We start from the raw sequence: 21555 nt of genomic DNA on the forward strand, positions 1-21555 counted from the left end.
TTTGCGACCTTGCAAGCCTCAATTGCCGGTATCTTGTGCAGTCTCTTCAGGGGGTATTTCTTCGGCCGGTCCGGCGGGGGCTTCTTCGCCGCCTTCTGCCGCCGTCTCTGCAGGCGCCGGCGGCGTTTCCTCTGCTGCAGCCTCCTCCAGAACCGGGGCGGCCTCTTCGGAAACTGCTTGGGAAACAGATGGCTCTGCCGGCAAAGGCAGCCCGGTCACCGCGCTGACCCAGGGCGCGAAGGCGGCAACCCGCATGTAGACCCCCGGGCTTTCGGGGCGCGCGCAGCCCATGCCCCAGCTGACAATTCCCGCCTGAACCGGCGCGCCGGACGCGCCGCGCAGCACCAGCGGCCCGCCGCTATCGCCCTGGCAGGCGTCGGAGCCGCCAATTCCGGCGCAGAGCTGGGTGACGGGGTCTATCGAGACATCCGGGTAAACCGCCGCAAGTCCTGCCTCATTGATACGGTCCCGGATCTGGCTGTTGCAGACGCCCGTATCGACCACAGGCACATATCCTTCCTGCAGGATCAGCGACGGCGCGCGTACATGCCGGCCACCACGGGCGACCCCCTCCTGCCCCTGCGCCGTTTCGCCCACCTTGCCGTAGCCTGCAGCGACAATGTCGGCATAGGGCTGCATCAGGTCGCCGGCGGTTCCCGTCAGCCCGTCGAGTGCCATCGTTGGCCCTGTCCAGCGGCCTGCAAGGCGAAGCAGCGCAAGGTCGTTGCCCTTTTCTGGCGCTGAAGACTGGTATTCCGGGTGAATGACCACTTCGCGAACGGCAAAAACGGTGTCCTTCGGCACGACCGTCAGATCACCCAGCCCTGCGGCCACGGCCAGCGTGCCGAAGCGGCTCAACTGGCCATTGTCTCCCTCCAGATACTGTGCGGCGCGGCCATTGGTTTCGATGCGGACATTCTCGACGCAGTGGGCCGCCGTCAGCGCCCATTCCGGCGAGATCAGGGTGGCGCCGCATTCATGATAGATCGTGGCGCCCGACACGGTCTGCACCGAGGCCATCCCCGGCCAGTCAGCGATGTCCGCGTCGCGCCCGGCCACCATACAGCCTGCGAGCGTGGTGAATAAGGCGGTCCCCACCGCCAGTTTGAGATATCTGTTCATGGCCGTCCCTCCTGCCGTTCAGACTCATATACACCACGAGCGATGGCGCGGGCGAGCGTGCTGGCGGCGAGTTCGCCGAGACGGGCAATCGCCAGCGGCCGGCTGCCTCCGGCTTCCCGCTTCCGGGTGGAGATCACGAAGATGACGTCGCCATCTGTGGGGGCAAAGACGGGGCGGATGGCACGGGCCATGCCGGCAAGGGCCATCTGGGCGATGCGCTGGAGTTCGTCATGGGTGACGGCCGCGTCGATTGCGATGCAGGCCAGGGTGGTATTCTCGCGGGGGCTGGGATCGGCCTTGGCGGCGCCCCAGTCTTCCGGGTCGAAGGCGAAGCCGGGTTCGGGGCGGGCGCCGCCGAACTCTCCAGAGATTTCAAAGGGCCAGGCCCAGAAGGCGGCGGAGCCGGGCATCCGGACCGACCCGAAACTGTTGACCGCAGCCAGCGCGCCCACCGTCAGGCCGTCATGCGTGACGATGCTGGCCGACCCGGTGCCGCCCGGCGCCAACCCTGCGGCGGCGCCATAGCCGGCGCCCGCCGGGCCGAGAACAAAGCTTTCCCCTGCCGCGTCAAAGGCTTGCCGGCCGAGGCGCGCATAGGGGGCTGTGTCGCCCCAGTCCTTGTTGCCGCCATTGGCGAGGTCATAGAGGATGGCGGCGGGCACGATGGGCGTGGCGGGCACGCCGGGCCTTGGCACCAGCGCAAAGCCCCTGCCCTGCGCCTTCAGGCCCGCCATCACGCCATCCGCCGCCGCCAGCCCGAAGGCGGAGCCGCCCGAAAGGCAGATCGCGTCGACACTGTCAAAAACGAGACGGCCTGCGGCCAATACGTCACTTTCACGTGTCCCCGGCCCGCCCCCCGCGACACAGACGGCGCCAAGAGCCGGACAATCCGGGACAATTACGGACACGCCGGTGACGCTCCCGGCATCTTCGGCCTGGCCGACAGATATGCCTTCAACATCGGTAATGAGGTTGCGCAAACCCGGTCTTGCCATGCTATGTGCCCTGCTACGTTTCTGCTTCGCCCTCAGTCCTTAGAGGGAGTGGAGCCCCGCGCCAAGAAAGGGACGATCTATGCGCCATCTCACCGCCCTCACCGCTGTCCTGCTGCTGGCCGCCTGCGCCCCGGCGGCGAAGGCCCCGCCCGCAGCGAGCATCGCTCCTGTTTCCGGCAGCGATGCCGAGGCGCTGGGCGATATGTCCTGGACCAAGGGCGCGATGGTGGCGGCGGCTGATCCGCGGGCGGTTGAAGCCGGCATCCGGGTGCTGAGCGAGGGCGGCAATGCGATAGACGCAGCGATTGCTGTCCACGCTGTTCTGGGCCTGGTGGAGCCGCAAAGCTCCGGCATCGGCGGAGGCGCCTTCATGGTCTATTATGACCGCGCCCGCGACGAGATCACCGTGTTTGATGGCCGCGAGACAGCGCCTGCCGCCGCCGGCCCGGACTGGTTCGTCAAGGATGGCAAGCCGATGGACTTCCTCACCGCCTGGCAGTCTGGCCGCTCAGTGGGCGTACCTGGCCAGATCGCGCTCTACAAGACGGCGCATGACGCGGCCGGGCGCGCGAACTGGGCGAGCGTGTTCCAGCCCGCCATTGAGCTTGCCGAGGAAGGCTTCGAGGTGTCACCGCGCCTGGCCGAAGTGATCGCATCCGAGCGCCTGCGCGCAGTGATCCGGCTGGACGACAATCCGGTTACGGCGGCCTATTTCTATCCCGATGGCCAGCCGCTGCCCGCCGGCTTCCGCCGCACCAACGCGGCCTATGCGGCAACCCTCGCCGCCGTGGCCAATGAAGGCCCGGACGCCTTCTATCGCGGAGCGCTTGCCTCCGAGATCGTCACCGCCGTCAATGAAGGCCCCGATGGCGGCGACATGACGCTGGATGACCTTGCCAATTACGAAGTTAAGGTTCGCTCGGCCGTGTGCGGAACGTTGCAGTCGGGCTACAAGATCTGCTCGGCGCCCCCGCCGAGTTCGGGCGGTGTTGCCCAGAACCTGATCCTGGGCCTCTACGAATACCTCAAGCCCGCCGCGACGGTGAACGCCGATGAGAGCCTGTTCCTCAAGGCCTTCGTGGATGCCCAGCGCCTGGGCTATGCTGACCGCGACCATTATGTGGCCGATGCCGACCATGTGCCCGTGCCCACCGAAGACCTGATCAACCCGGACTATATCAAGGCGCGCGCCAAGGAAGCCTTTGCGCCCGACGCCAAATCCTTCCCCGGCGATCCGGGTGTCGTGCTGGGCGGGGATCCGCTGCGCCCGATGTGGGGGGAAGACCCCACCACCCCCGGCGCCGGCACGACGCATATCTCGATCATCGACCTTGAGGGCAATGCTGTCTCGATGACCGCCACGGTCGAAGCCGCTTTCGGCTCCTCCCGCATGGCGGGCGGTTTCCTGCTGAACAATGAGCTGACCGATTTCTCGCTGATCCCGGAAAAAGGGGGCAAGCCGGTTGCCAATGCCGTTGCCGCCGGAAAACGTCCGCGTTCGTCCATGTCCCCTACCCTCGTTTTCGATGAGGGCGGCGATCTCTTCATGGTGACCGGTTCGCCGGGCGGCAATTCGATCATCGCCTATGTGTCCAAGACCCTGGTGGGCGTGCTGGAGTGGGGCAAGACCGCCCAGGAAGCCGCCGCCCTGCCCAACATCATCGCGCGCGGGGATACGGTGGCCGTCGAGGTGGACATTGAAGGCGGCCTGGAAGCGGCTGAAGCCCTGCGCACCATGGGGTACACGGTGGAAGAACGCACCGGCGAAAACTCCGGCCTTCACCTGATCGTCGTGCGCGACAAGGGCCTTGAGGGCGGGGCAGACCCCCGCCGCGAAGGCGTCGCCCTGTCGCTGCGCTGATCCAACATCTGCAGACCTGCCATGGCGAAACTCTACTTTTCCTACGCCGCCATGAATGCCGGCAAATCCACCATCCTCCTGCAAGCGGCGTATAACTACCGCGAGCGGGGGATGGAGGTTCTGCTGATGACATCGGCGCTCTACCGCGACGCCGATGACGGCCATATCAGTTCACGGATCGGCATCTCTGCCGAAGCCGTTCTGTATACGGCGGAAACAGATCTGTTCGGCCTCGTGCGGACACAGAGGGACGTTCACCCGATCGACGCAATCTTCGTGGACGAGGCGCAGTTCCTGACGCGGGACCAGGTGTGGCAGCTGGCGCGGGTGGCCGATCATTTCGGTGTGCCGGTGCTGACCTATGGCCTGCGCACCGACTTCCGGGGCGAGCTGTTCGAGGGCTCCTCCGCCCTGCTGGCGATTGCCGACGAGCTGCGCGAAGTGCGCACGATCTGTGAATGCGGCCGCAAGGCCACGATGGTGGTGCGCCTCGGCCCGGACGGCAAGGCCCTGACCGAAGGCGAACAGATTTCCATCGGCAAGGCGACCTATCTCTCCGTCTGCCGCCGCCATTGGGAAGAACGGATGGGCCGCACGCCCGAAAGCTGAGCCGCAGCCGGCCCGAAAACCGGCACAGAATTCGCATGATTGCCCCGGCCCACACATATTTCAGCCGCAAGCAGCACCCACGCTGACGACCGCGCCTGAAGAAGAGGAGGGGTCGCCATGCCGACACAACCTGCCCGCATTCACCTGCCCACGCTGGCGGCGGCGCTGCTGCTGAGCGGCGGCTTCATCTTACTCGGCATGATGGCAGACGCGCAGGAAGCCCCCGGCCAGATCGACTATGCCGGGTTTCAGGCGCTGACCGCCGAAGCGGCGCCTCACCGCCAGGCCCGGCTGGTTCAGATTGAGACGTTCAACGACATGCGCGCTGAACCCGGCACGCTGGTGATCGATGCTCGCAGCGCAGAAGCCTTCGCCCTCGGCCATATCGAAGGGGCCGTAAACCTCAACTTTGCCGACTTCACCGAGGAGAAGCTGGCCAAAGTCATCGGCAGCAAGGACCGCCGCATCCTGATCTACTGCAACAACAATTTCACCGACAATGTTGCTCCCGTAATGCTCAAACGGGCGCCATTGGCGCTCAATATTGCGACCTATGTAAACCTTTACGGCTATGGCTATCAGAACCTCTATGAGCTCGACGGGGCCTACAGTTTCAGCGATCCGCGCATGAATTGGGCCGGCCCCGAAGGTTGAGCAAAACTAAACCGTTCATCTGACGCATTGCATTTGCCCCGCGCCCGCGTCAACTGACGCCCGAACAAGAGACAACGGAGATCCTGGGGCATGAGCGCCGATGCATCCGCAGGCCAGGCAGCGCCTGTCAAAGTCAATCCGAACGGCCCGACCGAAGAAACGGTTCTCTCGGTGGAGCATTACACCGACCGGCTGTTCCGGTTCCGGCTGACGCGCCCGCAGAGCTTCCGCTTCCGCTCGGGCGAATTCGTGATGATCGGCCTGCCCAAGGAAGACGGCAAACCGCTGCTGCGCGCCTATTCCATCGCCTCCCCTGCCTGGGATGAGGAACTGGAATTCTACTCCATCAAGGTGCCCGATGGTCCGCTGACCTCGCGCCTGCAGAAAATCCAGCCGGGCGACAAGGTTCTGCTCGGCCGCAAGCCGACCGGCACGCTGGTGCTCGATGCGCTCACGCCCGGCAAGCGTCTCTACATGTTCTCGACCGGCACGGGCTTTGCCCCTTTCGCCAGCCTGGTGCGTGACCCTGACACCTATGAGCGGTATGAGGAAGTGATCGTCACCCATACCTGCCGGGATGTGAACGAGCTGACGTATTCCCGCACGCTGATCGACAGCCTCAGCGCCGATCCCCTGGTGGGCGAGATGGTGGGCGGCAAGCTGAAGCTCTTCACCTCCACCACGCGCCAGCATCATGAGCATATGGGCCGGATCACCACGCTGATCGAGAATGGCAAGCTGTTTGCCGATCTCGGCGTGCCGCCGCTGGCCCCGGCAACCGACCGGGCCATGATCTGCGGCTCGATGGAGATGATCCAGGACGTGAAGGCCCTTATGTTGAAGGCCGGCCTCACCGAAGGCTCCAACGCCGCCCCGGCTGAATTCGTCATCGAGAAAGCCTTCGCGGGCTGAAACTGTTGTCCAGCGTAGCCGATTATGCTGCAGTGCCGCATAAGCGGGCTGCTTGGGTGAACGGCTGGAGAGCGCAATGGACCTGACGGTCAAAGATCCGGTGATGATCTTTGCGATCGTTGCCGCCTTGATCCTGCTGGCGCCCATCGTGCTTGGCCGCTGGCGGCTTCCTGGCATGATCGGCCTGCTGATCGCCGGCGCATTGCTTGGCCCCAATGGCATCGGATTATTGGAGCGGGATACGTCCTTTATTCTCTTCGGCACGGTCGGCCTGCTCTACATCATGTTCACCGCCGCGCTTGAGGTGGACCTTGCCGTTCTCAACAAGTCGAAGGCGCATACACTCGTTTTCGGCCTGCTGACATTTTCTGTACCGATGACAATCGGCCTGCTCGCGGCACGCTATCTGCTCGGTTTCAACTGGATGGCGGCGATTTTGCTGGCCAGCACCTTTGCCTCCCACACATTGCTGACCTATCCCATTGCCAGCCGCCTCGGCATCGCGCGGAATCCGGCGGTGACAACAGCCGTAGGCGGAACGATCATCACCGATTCCCTCGCGCTACTGGTCTTGGCTGTCATTGCCGCTATGACGCGCGGTGAAGCCAGCGAAGCTTTCTGGACGCAGATGGCGCTGGGCCTTGCCTTCTATGTTGCCGGCATTCTTTTCCTACTGCCGATCATTGCGCGCTGGTTCTTCCGTAACATTGCCCGAGACGGTGTATCAGAATTTGCTTTCGTCCTGGCCGTCGTGTTTGCGATTTCGGCGACAGCGCATTGGGCCGGATCTGAACCGATAGTGGGCGCCTTCCTGGCCGGCCTTGCCCTCAACCGGTTGATCCCGCATCACGGCACACTGATGAACCGGATCAACTTTACCGGCGAGGCAATCTTCGTTCCCTTCTTCCTCCTGTCGGTGGGCATGCTGCTCGACACGCGCATCTTCCTGGGCGGGTTTGATGCCTGGCTGGTGGCACTGACGATGGTGGGTGTGGTCATCGCCTCCAAATGGATCGCGGCCCACGCCTCCGGCCGCCTGCTTGGCTACAACAACGACCAAGCACATGTCATCTTCGCTCTGTCGGTTCCGCAGGCTGCTGCGACGCTGGCGGCGACCATGGTGGGATTCGACCTGGGCCTGTTTGACGAGAAGGTCGTCAATGGCGCGATCATGATGATCTTCGTTACCTGCATCCTTGCGCCCATCGTGGTGCAGCGGTATGGCCGCGCTCTGGCACTGGCCGAAGCGGTGGTGGTGGAAAAGGTCGATGTGAACGCCCGCCAGCATATTGTTGTCGCCTGCGCCAACAGCCAGCCCGGCCACCGCGTGATCGACCTTGCCATCCTGCTGCGCGACAATGGCCATTCAGATCCAGTCAGCCCCGTGCGTGTTCTGTCAAACCTCTCCCGTAATCCCGCTGCGGATCAATCGGCACGGCTGGAACTGCAGGCCATTAGCTCCCAGTTCTCGGCTGCCGAAGTACCCACCGAGCCGCATTTGACCCATGCCGTGAATGTTGGCTCCGGCCTCATTTCTGTAATGCAGCGGACCCAGGCGACCGATCTCATCGTCGGCTGGCCCGAAACGGGCTCGACCCACGAGCTCCTGCGCGGCTCACTGATAAACCAGCTGCTTGGGAAGGTGACATTCAACCTCTTCGTCTCCCGCATACAAACGCCGCTGAAGACGCTCGGGCGCATCCTTCTGGTGCTACCGCCCCATGCCGAGCATGAAGAGAGCTTCTATGAGGCCATGCACACCATCAAGCGCCTGGCCTCGCAGATCGGGGCGCAGGTGAGCATCGTTACTGAGCGGGACGCGGCGGTTACCTTCGCCACCTATTTCGAGGACGGCGCGATCTTCGAGGACGTGAAATTCCATCCAGTGAAAAAATGGGGCAAGCTTATCCCCACGCTTTCCAAACTCGCTAACATGGAAGACCTCGTTATGGTGTATGGCGTTCGCCGGGGCGGCCTTGCCTGGTCACCTGGCGACATTGCGCTGCATGCCCGGATCGTTCAGGCGCTGCCCAAGGTAAGCGTTGTCCTCTACTATCCGGCCGAACCGGAAAGGGTGGATGAAACCCGTCCCGCCAGCCTGCCGGGCGGGTATATTCCTGCAATCCCCGACCGTTGATCAGCCTGTCCCGCCCCTGCCCGCTTTCAGCTCCTGAACCTCGGCGCGCAGGTCGGCTATCAGCCGCAACAGTTCCCGGTGACGCTTGGCCTCCAGGGTTTCCTGCGCTTCAAGCTCGTCGCTGATCTTCCCCTCCGCATCGAGAACTTTCTCGATGGCGCCTTCCTGCAGCGAATCGACGATCACCGCCGTGAAAAGGTTGAGGATCGCCCAGACGGTGAACAGGATGAACGGGATGAAGAACGCCCAGGCCCACGGATATTCATCCAGCAGATCGCGCATATGGCCGTTCCAGCCTTCCATGGTGAGCACTTCGAACATGGTCAGCGACGAGGCGGTCAATGTACTGAAATTCTCCGTGTTCTGCGATCCGCTGAACAGATAGGTCGCCATCACCACGCTGACGTAAAAAACAAGGCCCAGGATCGCGAGGATGGCGCCCATGCCGGGGAGCGCTGTCAGCAGCGCCTCGGTGATGCGCTTCATGGTCGGGATGAAATGCAGAAGCCGCAACAGGCGCAGCACCCGCAAGGCGCGCAGCACCGTAAAGGCCGACCCGCCAGGGATCAGCGATACGCCCACCACGATGAAGTCAAACCAGTTCCAGCCGAGCTTGAAGAATTGCAGCCTGTAGACGAACAGCTTGAACAGGATCTCCGCCACGAAGATCAGCGTCACCACCGTATCGAAGAAATTCAGCCCCGCGACGAGCCAGCCCGGCAACGCCTCTGAATAGGTAAGCACACCCAGCACGATCGCATTGAGGACGATCAGCGTCATGATCGTGCTGCGCACGGCAGACCGCTCGATGAAAGCCTCTGCGCCCGAATAGTGCGTTGTCTCGTCCAGTGTCGCTTTTGGCATTGTCCCCGTCTCCCAAGCTTTGCGGCGGCAAGCCTTAGCCTCTGACGCCGGGCGATCAAGTTAAAGGATCAAGACAGGCAGGCCGGAGGCCTCAGACGCCCGCGCCCTGCCCGTCCACGCTGCGGTGCGGATCGGAATGGTCCCATTCGGCCAGCAGCATGCGCAGGGTAGAGATGAACGCGACCGGCTGGTCCAGCATCACATGGTGGCGGGCATGGGGCACCGACACGAACGGCACCTGATGGCCCAGAAGTCCGCGCATATAGTCGCCCACATCATCCGGCATCAGCGCGCTTTCCTCGCCCCGGATGATGGCGATGCGGCACTGGGCGGCCTTCAGCATCTCGGCCGGATCCAGCCCCGGTTCAAACCGGGTCCAGATCATCGGATCGAATTTCCAGGTCCAGCCGCCCTCGGCGCGCTTCAGGCTCCAGCGGGCGATATAGTCCATCGCATAATGGTTCTCGCAGAGCTGTGGCGGCGCCAGGCGGAACCGGGCAAGCGCGGCGGCAAGATCGGGATAGACCTTATGCGGACGGCTGGCACGGGAGGGCCCGTCCCGCGGGCGTTCGGGCGGATTGACCGGGCTGTCAACGATCACCATGCCCTCAAACCGGCTGCCATGCCGGGCGCCGGTTACCAGGGTAACAAAGCCGCCGAAGGAGTGGGCGATGATGACCGGCTTCCTCGGCGCATCGAACAGGCCGGCCGCCTCGGCCACAGCCACTTGCTCATCGGAGAATGTGTCCATGTCATAGGCATCCCGCCACGCGCTGTCGCCCATGCCGGAGAATGTCAGTGCAGCAACATTGTAATGCCCGGCGAAATACGGCGCGACGAAATCCCACCAATGGGCATGGGCGCCATTTCCGTGCACGAACAACAGGCCCGGCGCCCCGCGCTTACCCCAGCGCTGGAAGGTGACTTCAGCGCCCTTCACGGTGACCTTGCCCATCTCGTAGGGCGCCGCGACGGCTTCGCGGAACCAGGCCGGGGCCGGTGGCAGCGCGCCGCCATATTCGGCCAGGGGCCCGCCTTCCGACGGCATCTCCGCAGGCTGGTCCCTGACGATGGGGTTCTTGTCTCGGGTCATCGGCGCCTCCTCCAGCCGTCAGGTTTTGAAGCGATATCCGGCAGGCGGCAACCCTTTCGCAACGTCAGAGGCCAAACGGAAAGGGCCGGCAGGTTTCCCCGCCGGCCCTTGTCAGCCCAGATGGCGCTGCCCGTCAGTATTTTACGGCGCAGCCATAGGGCTTGGTGGTGGGGGTGGCGACCGGCTTGCCCGCGCCAAGATCGGCCAGCGCCGCGGTGACGTAATTGTCAGCCTTGGCAATGTCATCGACCCTGGCTGAGGGGATCGAGTCGATCGCGCCGTCATAGACGAGCTTGCCCTCAGGCGTGACGATATACATGTGCGGCGTGGTCTTGGCGCCATAGAGGCGGCCGATGTCGCCGCTCTCGTCCAGGATCACATGCGCCGGGGCAGCCCCGCGCGACGTGGACAGCTCATTCGCCTGCTCCGGCGAGACATGGCCCTGCGAGCCCGGCCGGGAGGAGATCACCGTCAGCCAGACAATATCATCGGTGGCGGCCGAAGCCTGCAGCGACTGCATGTTGGCCGGCGGGGTGGCGTAATGCTTCTTCACGAAGGGGCAGCCATCATTGGTCCATTCGAGCACGACGGTCTTGCCGGCAAAGTCTGCCAGAGAGACAGTTTCGCCATTGGAGGTGGTGCCGGTAAAGGCCGGGGCGGAGCTGCCCACATCCGCGCTGGGGGCGGCTTCCGCGGTCGAGGCGATCAGCGCTCCGGCGGTGAGGGCTACCGCAGCGGCCATGCCGGCGGCGAGGCTCAAGTGGCGGCGGGAAAGTATCATCGTCGTCTCCTGTCTCGAATAATCACATGTGGCCGAATTATAGCCCTGTCAGCCTTCGACAAGTCCAATGACAAGTTCTTGATTGAGAATCTCGGGCAGGATCTGCGGCTCGCTCGCCCCGGCGGGATACCAGAGATACATCGGCACCCCTGCGCGCTCGCGCAACCTCAATTCCTCGGCAATCATCGGGTCTTTCTGGGTGAAGTCGCCCACAAGGAACGCCACATTCGCGGCCTTGAACGCATCCTGCACCTTGCGCGTTTTCAGCGTGGTCAGCTTGTTGACCTGGCAGCTGGCGCACCAGCTGGCGGTGAAATCCACGAAGACGGGACGGCCTTCCGCCAGCATCGCCTCGACGGTTTCCGGGCTCCAGGCCGCTTCGCCATAGCTGCCGCTGAAGGCGGCCTGGCTGCTGCCGGTTACCGAAGCGGCGGGCACATTGGCCTGCATGGCGGGATAGACAAACGCCCCGGCCAGCGCGAGCGCGGCAACGCCCTTGCGCAGGCCCCCGCCCTGACGCCCCAGCCAGATGGCAAAGACCAGCGCCGTTGCCCCGGCGAGGGTCCAGCCTGCTGCCCCTGCCCCGGCCAGCCCGGCGACCACCGAGAGCAGCCAGGCGGCGGTGAGGAACATCGGAAAGGCAAAAGCCTGTTTCAGCGTGTCCATCCACTTGCCGGGCTTGGGCAACAGACGGTGCAGCCCCGGCACAAAGCTGAGGATCAGGAAGGGCAGCGCCATGCCAAAACCCATGGCCAGGAAAACAGCGATCACTGCCGGGGCCGGCTGGCCGATCACGGCGCCGAGCGCGGCGCCCAGGAACGGGCCGACACAGGGCGCGCCGACCACGGCGGCCAGGACCCCAGTAAAGAAGGCCCCCACCGCGCCGCCGCGATTGGCAAGGCTGCCGCCGAGGTTCTGAACAGAGCTGCCGAGTTCAAAAAAGCCCATCAGCCAGAGGCCGACGCCAAACATCACCAGGGCAAGGATGGCCACGGTGGGCGCGTGCTGCAGCTGGAACCCGAGCGTCGCCGAACCGGTCGCCTGCCGCACCAGCAGCAGCGCGCCCGCCAGCGCCAGGAAGGAAATCAGCACGCCGCCGGTATACCAGAGGCCGTGGGATTTAAGCTCCCCGGCATGGCCCGAAGCGGCCGCCTGCACCATGCCGAGCGCCTTCATGGAGAGGACCGGCAGCACGCAGGGCATGAGATTGAGGATAATGCCGCCGATCAGGGCGAAGAAGGCCAGGGTCGCGATCCGCTCAAGACCAAGCGGCGCAGCCCCGCCGGCGGCAGAGCCAAGCCCCTTGCCCGGCATCACGGCCTGCACCTCGCGGTCAGCGGTGCCCGCAAATACCTCCCCGCGCGCGGCAGAGATCTCATAGCCGAAAGGTTCAGCGCCGGGCGCATCTATCCGGATCACGCCGTCGAGCGTGTCTGAAATGCTGCCTGCGCGATCAGGCGTCAGCGACAGGCTGGCGCCTTCGGGGCCCGCACGCTGGGGCTGAGCCGCCGGGTGGCTGATCTCGTGATTGAACGGGAAGAAACGGATATGCGCGTCTTCCGGAAAGCCGCCTTCCTGGCGCAGCGACAGCGTCCAGGGCTCGGCCGCGTCATCAATCCGCGCCTCGCCGGGAAAGGCGGTCGGCACGCGGGCGATCCATTCGCCGATCTTCGCGCCTGCCTCGGCATTCTCCTGGGGCGCGCCTACCGGCAGGGTCAGGAACACATCGGCCGTCTCCGGAATGCAGATCGATTCGCAGATGAGGTAATCGGCCTCGGCAACGATCTTCATCTCCCCGCTCGCATCCCGCGGCACCGTCACGGGAAAGGCAAAGATGACCTCGTCATCATAGCCATAATCCATGATCTCGCCTTCAACGACGGGGATCAGATGGGGCAGCGGCCAGAGAAACCCGCCCACGGCGTCTTCGGGCAGGCTGGTGCCCTCTTTCAGGATCAGCTGCGGCGGCAGGCCGGCATCCCCGGCATTGCGCCAATAGATGTGCCAGCCATCATCCATCTGCATCCGCAGCGCGGCATAGAAGGTCTCGCCCGGCGCGACGCTGACCCGGTCTGCGATCAGCTCTGCCTCGGCCCGGCGCTCGTCCATCTGCGCATGAGCCAGCCCGGCCATGAGCGAAAGGCCAAGCGCGGCAAAGGCAAAACGCCGGATAAACCCTGTCATCTACAGCAGCTCCGTCCATAATATCGATTGGATGACATATGCGCCGGGCGTCTGGCCGGGGAAAGCCCTGCTCGCCGGTTCGTGATGCTGGCAGCCTGCGTCAAAAAAGAAACGGCCCTCCACCGAGGTGGAAGGCCGTTTCCGGAAAATCACGAAGAAAAAGGGCCTCAGGAGACCGCTTCGGCCTGCTGGGGCGCCGCGCGGACCGCGCGGTTGACCACTTTCGACCAGTTCAGCAGCGACACGAGGTGCGCATAGCAGGCGCCAAGCGCGCCATTGTTGCGCAGCTCCAGGAATTTCTCCGGCGCAAGCGCATTGAGGCGCTCCTCGGAGATGGCCCAATAGTCGGCAACCTTCTGGGCCGGGCCGGTATTGTTGCCCTGCGGGTCGCGCGGCTGGAAGGTCACCGTCTTCTGCTCGAAGAGGTCCATGTCGCGGAGGATTTTCACGAAATCGACCGTGGCGCGGCGCTGACGCTCGAATTCCTTGCAGAACTCGATGGCATCACTGGTGAACTGGGTCGGCTGGCCGTTCTGGAAGAAGGGCACTTCAGGCTGGTTGGACACCATCGGCGCAGACCGGTCGACGCAGAGGAGAAGACGGTCAGAGCCTTCATCGGTGGCGAAGACGAACGGATAGCGGCGCACGAAGGCGGGAATGTAATGGTCTTCCAGCACCAGGCCGTTGCTGTCGACATACAGGTTCTCGCCCTGGCGAACGCCCATCACGGCGACCGGAGTGCGCTCTTCCCCCACGAAGATGATCGGGTAGGAAGCCGCCGAAACGCCAAACTCGGTCACGGTGACCGGAACGGCATGGGCTTCGCGGAGGAACCCGAAAGGCTGGGGGATCTGCTTAACGCCAAGACCGCCATGATCTTCAGCAGAAAGCGGCTGCGGATTCTTGTAGAACAGAACTTGACCGGAAAGTGCGGATGAACCGCCAGTCGGAATGGGCGTTGTCACGTTGCGTGGCTCCTCGGAACTTTGCCGGAGAAGTAACGGAAATAAACTATGGCCACAACACCCGAAACAAGCTCAATTACAGTGAAAACCGAGTAATATAAGTGTCATGCAAGCCTTAAGCGGACGCAGAACAGCGCGCCTTTTGCCGGCCGGGCTTTGCACAGCCCTTCTCCTTGCCGTGGTGCCGGCTGCCTGCACCCCCCGCGCAGACCCCGAAGGCACCCCCCGGCGCGTCGCCCGGGAGATTGAGCGGACGCTCACCACGGTGGCCCAGAACGAAGTCACCCGCGACCCGGAACTGGCCACGCGGCTGGGCCTGCCGGAACCGGATGCCGGCTATGCCTATAACCGCTTCCTGACCGACCGGTCGCAGGCCGCCTATGAGCGCGCGCGTCTCTCGCGCCTGGAAACCCGCGACCTTCTGGTGCGCATCACGCGCCCGGCGCGCGGCAGCGCCCTGGCCCGCCATCTCGACACGCTGATTGCCGCCCATGAAACCGCTGAAACCCTGTTCATGGCCGGCCATGGCGCCTCCGCACTGGGCGCGTCCTACCCCTATGTGACCGACCATACGCGCGGCGCCTATCTGGATGTGCCCGACCTTCTGGCGCGTTTTCATCCGCTGCGCACACCGGCAAACGCGCGCGCCTATGCCGACCGGATGGCGCAGTTTGCCGATGCCATCGAGGACGACCGGCGGCGCCTGGAATCCGATGCCCGCGCCGGAACAGTGCCCCCCGCCCCCATCCTGCGCCGGATGTACGCGCTTGCGGCCGCCGGAGCCGCCGCGCCGCCGGAGACAAGCCCGGCCGTGGTGAGCTTTGAAAACTTGCTGCCCGGCATCGCCGATCTGACCCCGGCGGAGCGCCAGCAGCTGCTGACAGATGTGCGCCGGATTGCCGCCGAGAATGTGCGCCCTGCCTATGCCGCCTTTGCTGCGAGCCTGAGCGCGCTGGCCAACACGGCGCCGGAATTGCCCGGCGTCTGGCAGCTTCCCGATGGCCCTGCCTATTACGCGGCCGCACTCAAGGCCTATACCGGCGACGACGCCTCCGCCGCCGGCCTGCACGAGCGCGGCAAGCTGGAAGTCGACGCGCTGCTGGCAGAGACCCATCGCGCGCTGGTTACCCTTGGCCTTGAAGACGGCAGCGTGGGCGAGCGCCTGGCTTTCCTCGCCGCCCAGCCCGAACAGATTTATCCTGATACGGAAGAAGGCCATGCCGCCCTGATCGGCCGCATCCTGGCCCATGCAGACCGCGCCGAAGCCGCCCTGTCAGGCCAGTTCGACATTCCCCTGACCGAAAAGGCAGGCCTGCGCGCCGTGCCGCCCGAATTTGCCAGCTTCCTGCCCCCGGCAGCCTACATTCCCCGCGCGCTTGGCAATAACCGCCCGGCGCGTGTGGAGATCAATGCCCAGCGGCTGGCAGACTGGCCGGATTTCTCGCTGGCTGTGCTGGCCTTCCATGAGCTTGTGCCCGGCCATCATCTGGAAAGCAGCGCGGCGCGCGAAGCCGGCCTGCCCCTGGCGCGCCAGATGGTGTGGAACGTGGCCTATGGCGAAGGCTGGGCCTCCTATGCCGAAACCCTGGCCGACGAGCTGGGTCTTTATTCGGAAGATCCGGTGAGCCGCATCGGCTATCTGCAATCCCTGCTGCTGCGCGCGGCGGCGCTGGTCGCCGATACCGGCATCCACAATGAGCGCTGGAGCCGCGATCAGGCGATTGCCTATCTGGCAGAGACCACCGGCCTCAGCCTGGAGCGGAGCGCTGATGAAGTGGACCGCTACACCGTGCGGCCGGGCTATGCGGCCGCCTACTGGATCGGCCGCGAACGGATCCTCGACCTGCGGGAACGCGCCATCCGCGTGCTGGGGCCGAAATTCGACCCGAAGGAATTTCACCGGGTGATCCTGATGGGCGGGCCGCGCCCGCTCGGCATGGTCGAAGAGGATGTCACCCGCTGGTATACCGCGCAGGTTCAGAACTGAGCCCTGCCCCGCGCGGCGCCACCACCATCGAAACCCTGTCAGGCTGCAAGCCGCACCGGCGCCTGGTCCGACCGGCAGACCGGCATGAACCCGGCCTCAAGATCAGCCACCATCGCCTTGCGCTGGTGGCCATCAAATTCCAGCGCCAGGAACACGGCATTGGCGCCATAGCGCTCCGCCTCGGCCAGCGCCCAGATCGGCTGGATGTCATGCGGGCGTCCGGAGAGTTCCATCACCCGGTAGACGCGCCAGCCGCAGGCATCCTGGGCTGCAAAGATCACCACACCGGCACTGCGTGCCCACGGCGCATCTGCCGCCGTCCGCTGGAATTTCCACGCCTTGCCTGACTTGCCGCGAAAGCTGACTTGACCAAACATGTTCTTGCTCCGTTCCTTGTAGGATGTTCTTATGATGTTCTAGTTTGGTTCGCAAGAAGTTTTTGGTAAACAAAGGGTTAAACGGCAAACGCGCCGTTAACGTTCCGCTGTGGATGAGTTTGTGGGAAAGCCGTCAGCGCACGATGGTGAAACGGCGTGATTCAAACACCTTCAGCACCTGCCGCAGATCCCGCCCCCGGCGCAGCACCTGGCCGGCAGATCCATACACCGCATACTGGCCCTGACGATTGGCCAGCGCGGGCTCTTTCTCGATTCGCCAGGTGGGGCTTTCGGCATGGCGGCGGAAGATCGCGAAGGTCGCCACATCCTCTTCCATGCCGATGGCATAGTCGCGCGCCTCGCCTGCAATCACCAACCGGCCATAGACATCAAGAATGGGCTGCATCTCTGCCTTCTGAAAGGCAACGACCGGTTCCGGTGCAGGTTTCCTGTGGAAAGAATCCGTCATCTCGGTTACAGTTTCGTCACAGGTTTTCGTTCGCGTCCAGCCCCTTGTAGAGCTAACGCATAATTAATCCCGCAGACTCTGTTTCACCGCAATTCGGCCTTGCCCCCGCCGCATCGCGCGGCCATCTTATGGGTGTCGGACGGAGGACTTTCGCAAGCGCCCCGGACCCATCAGCCCCCCCAGCCCCCTGGGGTGTTTGTTGCGCCCCCGTCCGACAACCTAACCCCCTGAAAATTCAGAAGAATTAAGCTGCGCCGCACGCGCTGCGATCAATGCTGTTTCTGCGGCATCCGGTCGAGAATCGGTTTCACGAATCGCGCGGCCGTTCGTCCGACCCCGGACGCATGCGCCAGACGCCGCTCAATGAAGGACTCAAGGTCTTCCGGGGACGGATTATCGGCCCAGTGCAGCACGATTGCCGGGATCACGCCCGCCAGCAGGCCGCGCTTGGAATAGCGGTTATAATCTTCAGAAGTGTCACCCGCTGCGGTCCACACCATGTCGGCCACTTTCCAACTGCGCTGCAGCGCCGGCCCGGCGCCCCAGGGCAGGAAGCCGCGGGCCGCCGCTCGGCGCACCGCTTCCCGGTGAGGCTCAAGCCCGGCCAGCCAGACGAGCACCCCGCGCTTCACCTTGTCAGGCACCCGCAGGCCGGACATGTCTTCCCCCGCCAGCGCGTCCCGCGCGCGGGCTTCGGCATCGTCGAAAAAGCCCTCGATCAGGTCAATCACGCCGCGCGGGGCAGCCAGCGCCTGCTCGTCCGGTGTCAGCCCCGCCTTTACGGAGGCGGCCGCTGCGGCCGTCTCGCTCCAGCCCTCAAAAACGACCTCTGGAAGCAGGGCGTCCAGCCAGCGGCGGCGAAGCAGTGCAGAAGGCGGCGTTGTCATGTGTCGATTCCCGGCGCAAGGGGCTTGGCGAAAGCTGTTTCACCGTGATATAGGCCGCGCTTCTTAGGCTGTCAGGCCCGTAATTAACGAATTCCAGGGTGCCTGGCGCCCGAAAGAACCCGATGGAGAAGTCCCATAGTACAGATCGTCGTCCGCGATAACAACGTTGAGCAAGCCCTGCGCGCGCTGAAGAAAAAGATGCAGCGCGAAGGCCTGTTCCGGGAAATGAAGGCCCGTCAGCACTTCGAAAAGCCTTCCGAGAAGAAAGCCCGCCAGCGCGCTGAAGCCGTGCGCCGTGCCCGCAAGCTCGCTCGCAAGCGCGCCCAGCGCGAAGGCATCGTGTAGGCTGATCGCCTCTCGGCATATCGCTGAACCACACGAAAAACCCCGCCAGAGCCTCTGGCGGGGTTTTTGTTTGTCCGCAACTGCCTCTTTTCCGGGCATTCCCAGCGGCAAAGGGGCTGTTGAGGCCTGATTTGACTCTGATTTTTGCAGGCGATGGAACCCATCGCCGCCTTGCTCGTTGAAACCGGCAGAGCTTACAAAAAAGTCAGGTTCCTCCCATGCCGCGCACCACCTTGTATGAATATCGCGCCTGGCCCTCTGAAGAGATGCCGCACATCGAGGCGCTTCACCATCTGTTTGGCCTTGGCGTCGCCGAGATCCGGACGGACACTTATCTCTTTTCCGCTGCCCGCCCGAACTGGCTGATCGTGCTGCACGGCGTGGCCGCAGTGGAGATCCTCGAAAAAACCGGTGAGGACGGCCTGCTCACGGTCTGGAAGGTGATTGGCCGGTCCGAATTCCCGCTGCGGCGCAGCCTTGTGCGCCATCTGCAGGAAGCGTTTCCGGAGGCGGACCTCTCCCACCGCATCCTGGTGCCCGGCGACCTCATCTCCTGGCTGGACGGCGATACGGAGATGTTCACCGTCAACAAGCGCACCGTGCAGTTCCAGCGCGAAGGCTGCGTGGCAGAATTCTCGCAGGTGGAAGTCGGTGGCCGCCGCGCCGAAACCTTCTCGCTGATCTCCAAGCGGGCAGACACGGTGACCGAAGCGCTCGATTTCCTGCCCGCCCCGCGGCTGGAGAACACCGATTACGGCTCCTGGCTGCAAGACCGCCCGTGGAGCGCGCAGATCCTCGAGCCTGTCGCCAAATCCTACCGCCCGATGCCGGTCCTCGGCGCGGCCAGAGTAGCCTAAAGCGCGGCGTTAGCGGGGATCACCCCGCCTTCGGTTTCATCCCCAGCGCGCGCTTGATCATGCCGCCCAGTTCTCCAATGCCTGCGCCGTGTACGGCGCCGGCGCGGTAGACCTTGGTGGCGCCCCAGACGACCAGCGCGGTGATCACCACCATCATCCCCATCTGCGCCAGCACTTCCCACATCGGCGGGTCATGCGGCATCCGCAGGATCAGCAGGAAGGGCGTGAACAGTGGGATCCACGAGGCCACATCCACGATGGGCGAGCCGGGATCCTGAAACGCCACGAAGATCGCAAACATCGGCAACATCAGCAGGATCATCATCGGGCTGAGCAGCGTCTGCGCCTCCTGGATCGTGTCACAGAGCGAGCCGAGCGCCATGAACAGCGTGCCATAGAGAATGTAGCCGAGCACGAAGCTGACCAGCGCGGGAAGGATCAGCTTGGGATCGGTGACCGCCGCAATGAAGGGCTGGATCATGTCCGCCATGCCGGGCACCTGGCTGGCCGAAACGGCAGACCCCACAATCCCGAACAGCGACCAGGACAGCATCATCGTCGAGGTCACCCCAAACACCGCCAGCATCTTCCCCGCCAGAAGCTGGGGCAGCTGCACCGAGGTGAGCAGCGTATCGAAGATCTTGTTGGAGCGCTCTTCGATCGTGCCCATCAACAGGTACTGGATGATCGAGAAGATCATCAGCCACAGGAAATAGGCCAGCGCGGCAGATACGATTGCCGGCGCCCGGTCTGCCATCGTCACTTCCGCGCCGCTTTCCCCCGCCTGCGTGGCGTTGAGACGGAAGGCCGGCACCTTGATGGCCGCGGCATCTGCCTGCTTCAGGAAATCCGGATTGAGGCCGGAGGCGGCCAGCGCGTCCCGCCGGCTGAGATCGCGCATGGCGATCTCCGCCGTCCGCTGCAGCGTGTCGACATTCACGTCCCCGCTCCAGTATTCCAGCTGTGATCCGTCCTCGGAAAGTATGAACACGGCAAATAGCGGGCGCTCGCCCGCCGGGCCGGCGATCATGCGCTCCCCCGTCAGCCAGGGGCGCAATTCCTCCAGCGTGCGCGCGGGCGCGGGCACTTCGATGAACTTCCGCCCCCCGGCCGCGTCGGCCACCTGATCCTGCGCTTCGGCGAGCGGAATGTTCATCTGCTCGGCCAGCGCTCTTGCCTCGGCGGCGGCTTCGCTGCTGCGGCGCTGGAACTCGCCCTCGATGGCATCGGCATAGATGCGGGTTGGCTCCACCACCGCGAAATAGCGCACCGGTGAGGCCGTCGCGGCGAAATACCCGAAGCTCGCGCCCACGATCAGGAAAAGGGGCACCGCCGCCAGGCTCAGCCAGAAGCCCCAGGCTTTGACATAGCCAAGATAATCCCGCCGGAAGACCAGATAGATGTTGCGCATCAGACAACCTCCCCTTCCGTCGGCACCGCAGGGGTATCCAGCGCTGCGGCTTCCGCTTCGCCTACCAGCGAGACAAACACATCGCGCAGCCGCGCCTCTTCCGGCTGGAAGCCGATGATCGGCGCGCCCGCCTCCAGCACAGCGCGCAGCGCATCCTGCGGTCCCTGCCCCGGCGCCAGATCCACCCGCCAGGCTTCGCCCGGCCCCTTGTCGGCAGCCCGGTGCACGCCAAAGCCCTTGGGCGCCAGCGCGGCGGCAAGATCAAAGCCCGGCTCCAGCGTGATCCGCGCGCCGCTGCCCAGCGTCGCATAGGCCTCTTCCAGCGTGCCATCGAGCACCTTGCGGCCCCGCGCCAGCATCACGATCCGGTCGCACAGCCGCTCGGCATGTTCCATCACATGGGTGGAGAAGAGGATCGTCGCCCCGCGCGCATGCTCTGCCTTGATCAGGTCTTCCAGCGTCTGCTGGTTCACAGGGTCAAGGCCGGAGAAGGGCTCGTCGAGAATGAGAAAATCCGGCCGGTGGGCCAGCGTGGAGAGGATCTGCACCTTCTGCGCCATGCCCTTGGAGAGTTTGGAGATGCGCGTCGTGCGGAACTTGCCAAGGCCTGTGGCCTCCAGCAGCTCATCCGCGCGGGCGCGCGCGTCACTGGCGCTGAGGCCCTTCAGGCGCCCGAAATAGATGATCGTGTCGCGGGCATTCATCTTCTTGTAGAGGCCGCGCTCTTCGGGAAGGAAGCCCACCCGTTTCAGGTTCTTCAGCTCCGGCGGGGCACCAAACAGGCGCACCTCGCCCTCGTCCGGCGCCATCACGCCCAGCGACATCCGCAGGCTGGTGGACTTGCCCGCCCCATTGGGGCCAAGAAAGCCGATGATCTGACCGGCAGGCACCTCGAATGACAGGTCGCTCACGGCGGTAAACGCGCCGAATCGCTTGGTTGCGTGTGACAGGATAAGTGGCGCGTCGCTCAAGGGCGGCCTCCCAGAACCGGACAGACTCTCAACTTTAGCGAGTTTCGATAAAGTTCAAGAGGGTATGCGGCAGA

Annotated in this window: 20 protein-coding genes; 8 read left to right on the top strand and 12 right to left on the bottom strand. The window is 64.3% G+C overall.

The genetic code is table 11. The annotated features are described in order from the left end of the window. Positions 1–18: 18 nt before the first annotated feature. A complete protein-coding gene (locus HPO_RS04935; RefSeq protein ID WP_035595224.1) occupies positions 19–1122 on the bottom strand; it encodes a trypsin-like serine protease in 1104 nt (367 codons plus the stop codon). Then, entirely contained in the window at positions 1119–2117 is a 999-nt protein-coding gene (locus HPO_RS04940) for a P1 family peptidase (protein WP_035595226.1), read from the bottom strand. Before HPO_RS04940 ends, HPO_RS04935 begins: the two co-directional genes overlap by 4 nt. Before the next feature lie 79 nt (positions 2118–2196). Here HPO_RS04940 and ggt point away from each other — a divergent pair, with 79 nt between their 5' ends. The 5 genes from ggt (at position 2197) to HPO_RS04965 (ending at position 8290) form a co-directional block, all read left to right on the top strand. Beyond that, positions 2197–3978: a gamma-glutamyltransferase gene (gene ggt, locus HPO_RS04945; RefSeq protein WP_035595228.1), complete on the top strand. Its 1782-nt coding sequence runs from the start codon at positions 2197–2199 to the stop codon at positions 3976–3978. Positions 3979–3999: 21 nt separating this feature from the next. Further along, complete coding sequence (locus HPO_RS04950; protein WP_035595230.1) at positions 4000–4587, top strand: thymidine kinase; 588 nt, start codon at positions 4000–4002, stop codon at positions 4585–4587. A gap of 117 nt (positions 4588–4704) precedes the next feature. Then, positions 4705–5241 carry a rhodanese-like domain-containing protein gene (locus tag HPO_RS04955; RefSeq protein WP_051612303.1) on the top strand — a complete coding sequence of 179 codons (537 nt, stop codon included), beginning with the start codon at positions 4705–4707 and terminating at the stop codon, positions 5239–5241. A gap of 90 nt (positions 5242–5331) precedes the next feature. Further along, positions 5332–6153 (top strand): ferredoxin--NADP reductase, encoded by an 822-nt coding sequence (locus tag HPO_RS04960; RefSeq protein WP_035595232.1) that lies wholly within the window; start codon positions 5332–5334, stop codon positions 6151–6153. 76 nt (positions 6154–6229) lie between these two features. Then, positions 6230–8290, top strand: coding sequence for a cation:proton antiporter (locus HPO_RS04965; RefSeq protein WP_035595234.1), 2061 nt, complete (start codon positions 6230–6232; stop codon positions 8288–8290). Here HPO_RS04965 and HPO_RS04970 read toward each other — a convergent pair whose 3' ends face one another. The 5 genes from HPO_RS04970 to HPO_RS04990 form a co-directional block, all read right to left on the bottom strand. Then, on the bottom strand, positions 8291–9154 hold the full coding sequence (locus HPO_RS04970) for an ion transporter (protein WP_051612304.1): 864 nt from the start codon (positions 9152–9154) through the stop codon (positions 8291–8293). It abuts the gene before it with no gap. Between the two features lie 91 nt (positions 9155–9245). Then, on the bottom strand, positions 9246–10247 hold the full coding sequence (locus tag HPO_RS04975) for an alpha/beta fold hydrolase (protein WP_199285901.1): 1002 nt from the start codon (positions 10245–10247) through the stop codon (positions 9246–9248). A gap of 133 nt (positions 10248–10380) precedes the next feature. After that, a complete protein-coding gene (locus tag HPO_RS04980) occupies positions 10381–11028 on the bottom strand; it encodes a redoxin domain-containing protein (RefSeq protein WP_035595236.1) in 648 nt (215 codons plus the stop codon). 48 nt (positions 11029–11076) lie between these two features. After that, positions 11077–13212 carry a protein-disulfide reductase DsbD family protein gene (locus HPO_RS04985; RefSeq protein WP_035595238.1) on the bottom strand — a complete coding sequence of 712 codons (2136 nt, stop codon included), beginning with the start codon at positions 13210–13212 and terminating at the stop codon, positions 11077–11079. Positions 13213–13379: 167 nt separating this feature from the next. Beyond that, positions 13380–14177: a SapC family protein gene (locus tag HPO_RS04990; RefSeq protein ID WP_051612305.1), complete on the bottom strand. Its 798-nt coding sequence runs from the start codon at positions 14175–14177 to the stop codon at positions 13380–13382. A 142-nt stretch (positions 14178–14319) separates the two neighbouring features. Between HPO_RS04990 and HPO_RS04995 the strand changes: the two genes are divergently transcribed. Next, positions 14320–16164: a DUF885 domain-containing protein gene (locus tag HPO_RS04995; RefSeq protein ID WP_035595241.1), complete on the top strand. Its 1845-nt coding sequence runs from the start codon at positions 14320–14322 to the stop codon at positions 16162–16164. Positions 16165–16202: 38 nt separating this feature from the next. Here HPO_RS04995 and HPO_RS05000 read toward each other — a convergent pair whose 3' ends face one another. The 3 genes from HPO_RS05000 to HPO_RS05010 form a co-directional block, all read right to left on the bottom strand. Beyond that, positions 16203–16541 carry a hypothetical protein gene (locus HPO_RS05000; protein WP_035595242.1) on the bottom strand — a complete coding sequence of 113 codons (339 nt, stop codon included), beginning with the start codon at positions 16539–16541 and terminating at the stop codon, positions 16203–16205. 133 nt (positions 16542–16674) lie between these two features. Further along, positions 16675–17010, bottom strand: coding sequence for a DUF2794 domain-containing protein (locus HPO_RS05005; protein ID WP_035595244.1), 336 nt, complete (start codon positions 17008–17010; stop codon positions 16675–16677). Positions 17011–17279: 269 nt separating this feature from the next. After that, the gene (locus HPO_RS05010) at positions 17280–17897 is read right to left on the bottom strand and encodes a COQ9 family protein (protein WP_035595245.1); all 618 of its coding nucleotides are present in this window, start codon (positions 17895–17897) and stop codon (positions 17280–17282) included. A 90-nt stretch (positions 17898–17987) separates the two neighbouring features. Here HPO_RS05010 and rpsU point away from each other — a divergent pair, with 90 nt between their 5' ends. Next, positions 17988–18242 (top strand): 30S ribosomal protein S21, encoded by a 255-nt coding sequence (rpsU, locus tag HPO_RS20190; RefSeq protein ID WP_367179257.1) that lies wholly within the window; start codon positions 17988–17990, stop codon positions 18240–18242. Between the two features lie 218 nt (positions 18243–18460). Next, positions 18461–19099 (top strand): hypothetical protein, encoded by a 639-nt coding sequence (locus HPO_RS05020; RefSeq protein WP_035595247.1) that lies wholly within the window; start codon positions 18461–18463, stop codon positions 19097–19099. 19 nt (positions 19100–19118) lie between these two features. Here HPO_RS05020 and HPO_RS05025 read toward each other — a convergent pair whose 3' ends face one another. Both HPO_RS05025 and HPO_RS05030 read right to left on the bottom strand, forming a co-directional pair. Continuing rightward, entirely contained in the window at positions 19119–20510 is a 1392-nt protein-coding gene (locus tag HPO_RS05025; protein WP_035595249.1) for an ABC transporter permease, read from the bottom strand. After that, positions 20510–21481 carry an ABC transporter ATP-binding protein gene (locus HPO_RS05030; RefSeq protein ID WP_035595251.1) on the bottom strand — a complete coding sequence of 324 codons (972 nt, stop codon included), beginning with the start codon at positions 21479–21481 and terminating at the stop codon, positions 20510–20512. The genes HPO_RS05025 and HPO_RS05030 overlap by 1 nt, the downstream gene beginning before the upstream one ends. Positions 21482–21555: the final 74 nt, after the last annotated feature.

It is taken from the genome of Hyphomonas polymorpha PS728 (assembly GCF_000685315.1).
GTDB classification, from domain to species: Bacteria; Pseudomonadota; Alphaproteobacteria; order Caulobacterales; family Hyphomonadaceae; genus Hyphomonas; species Hyphomonas polymorpha.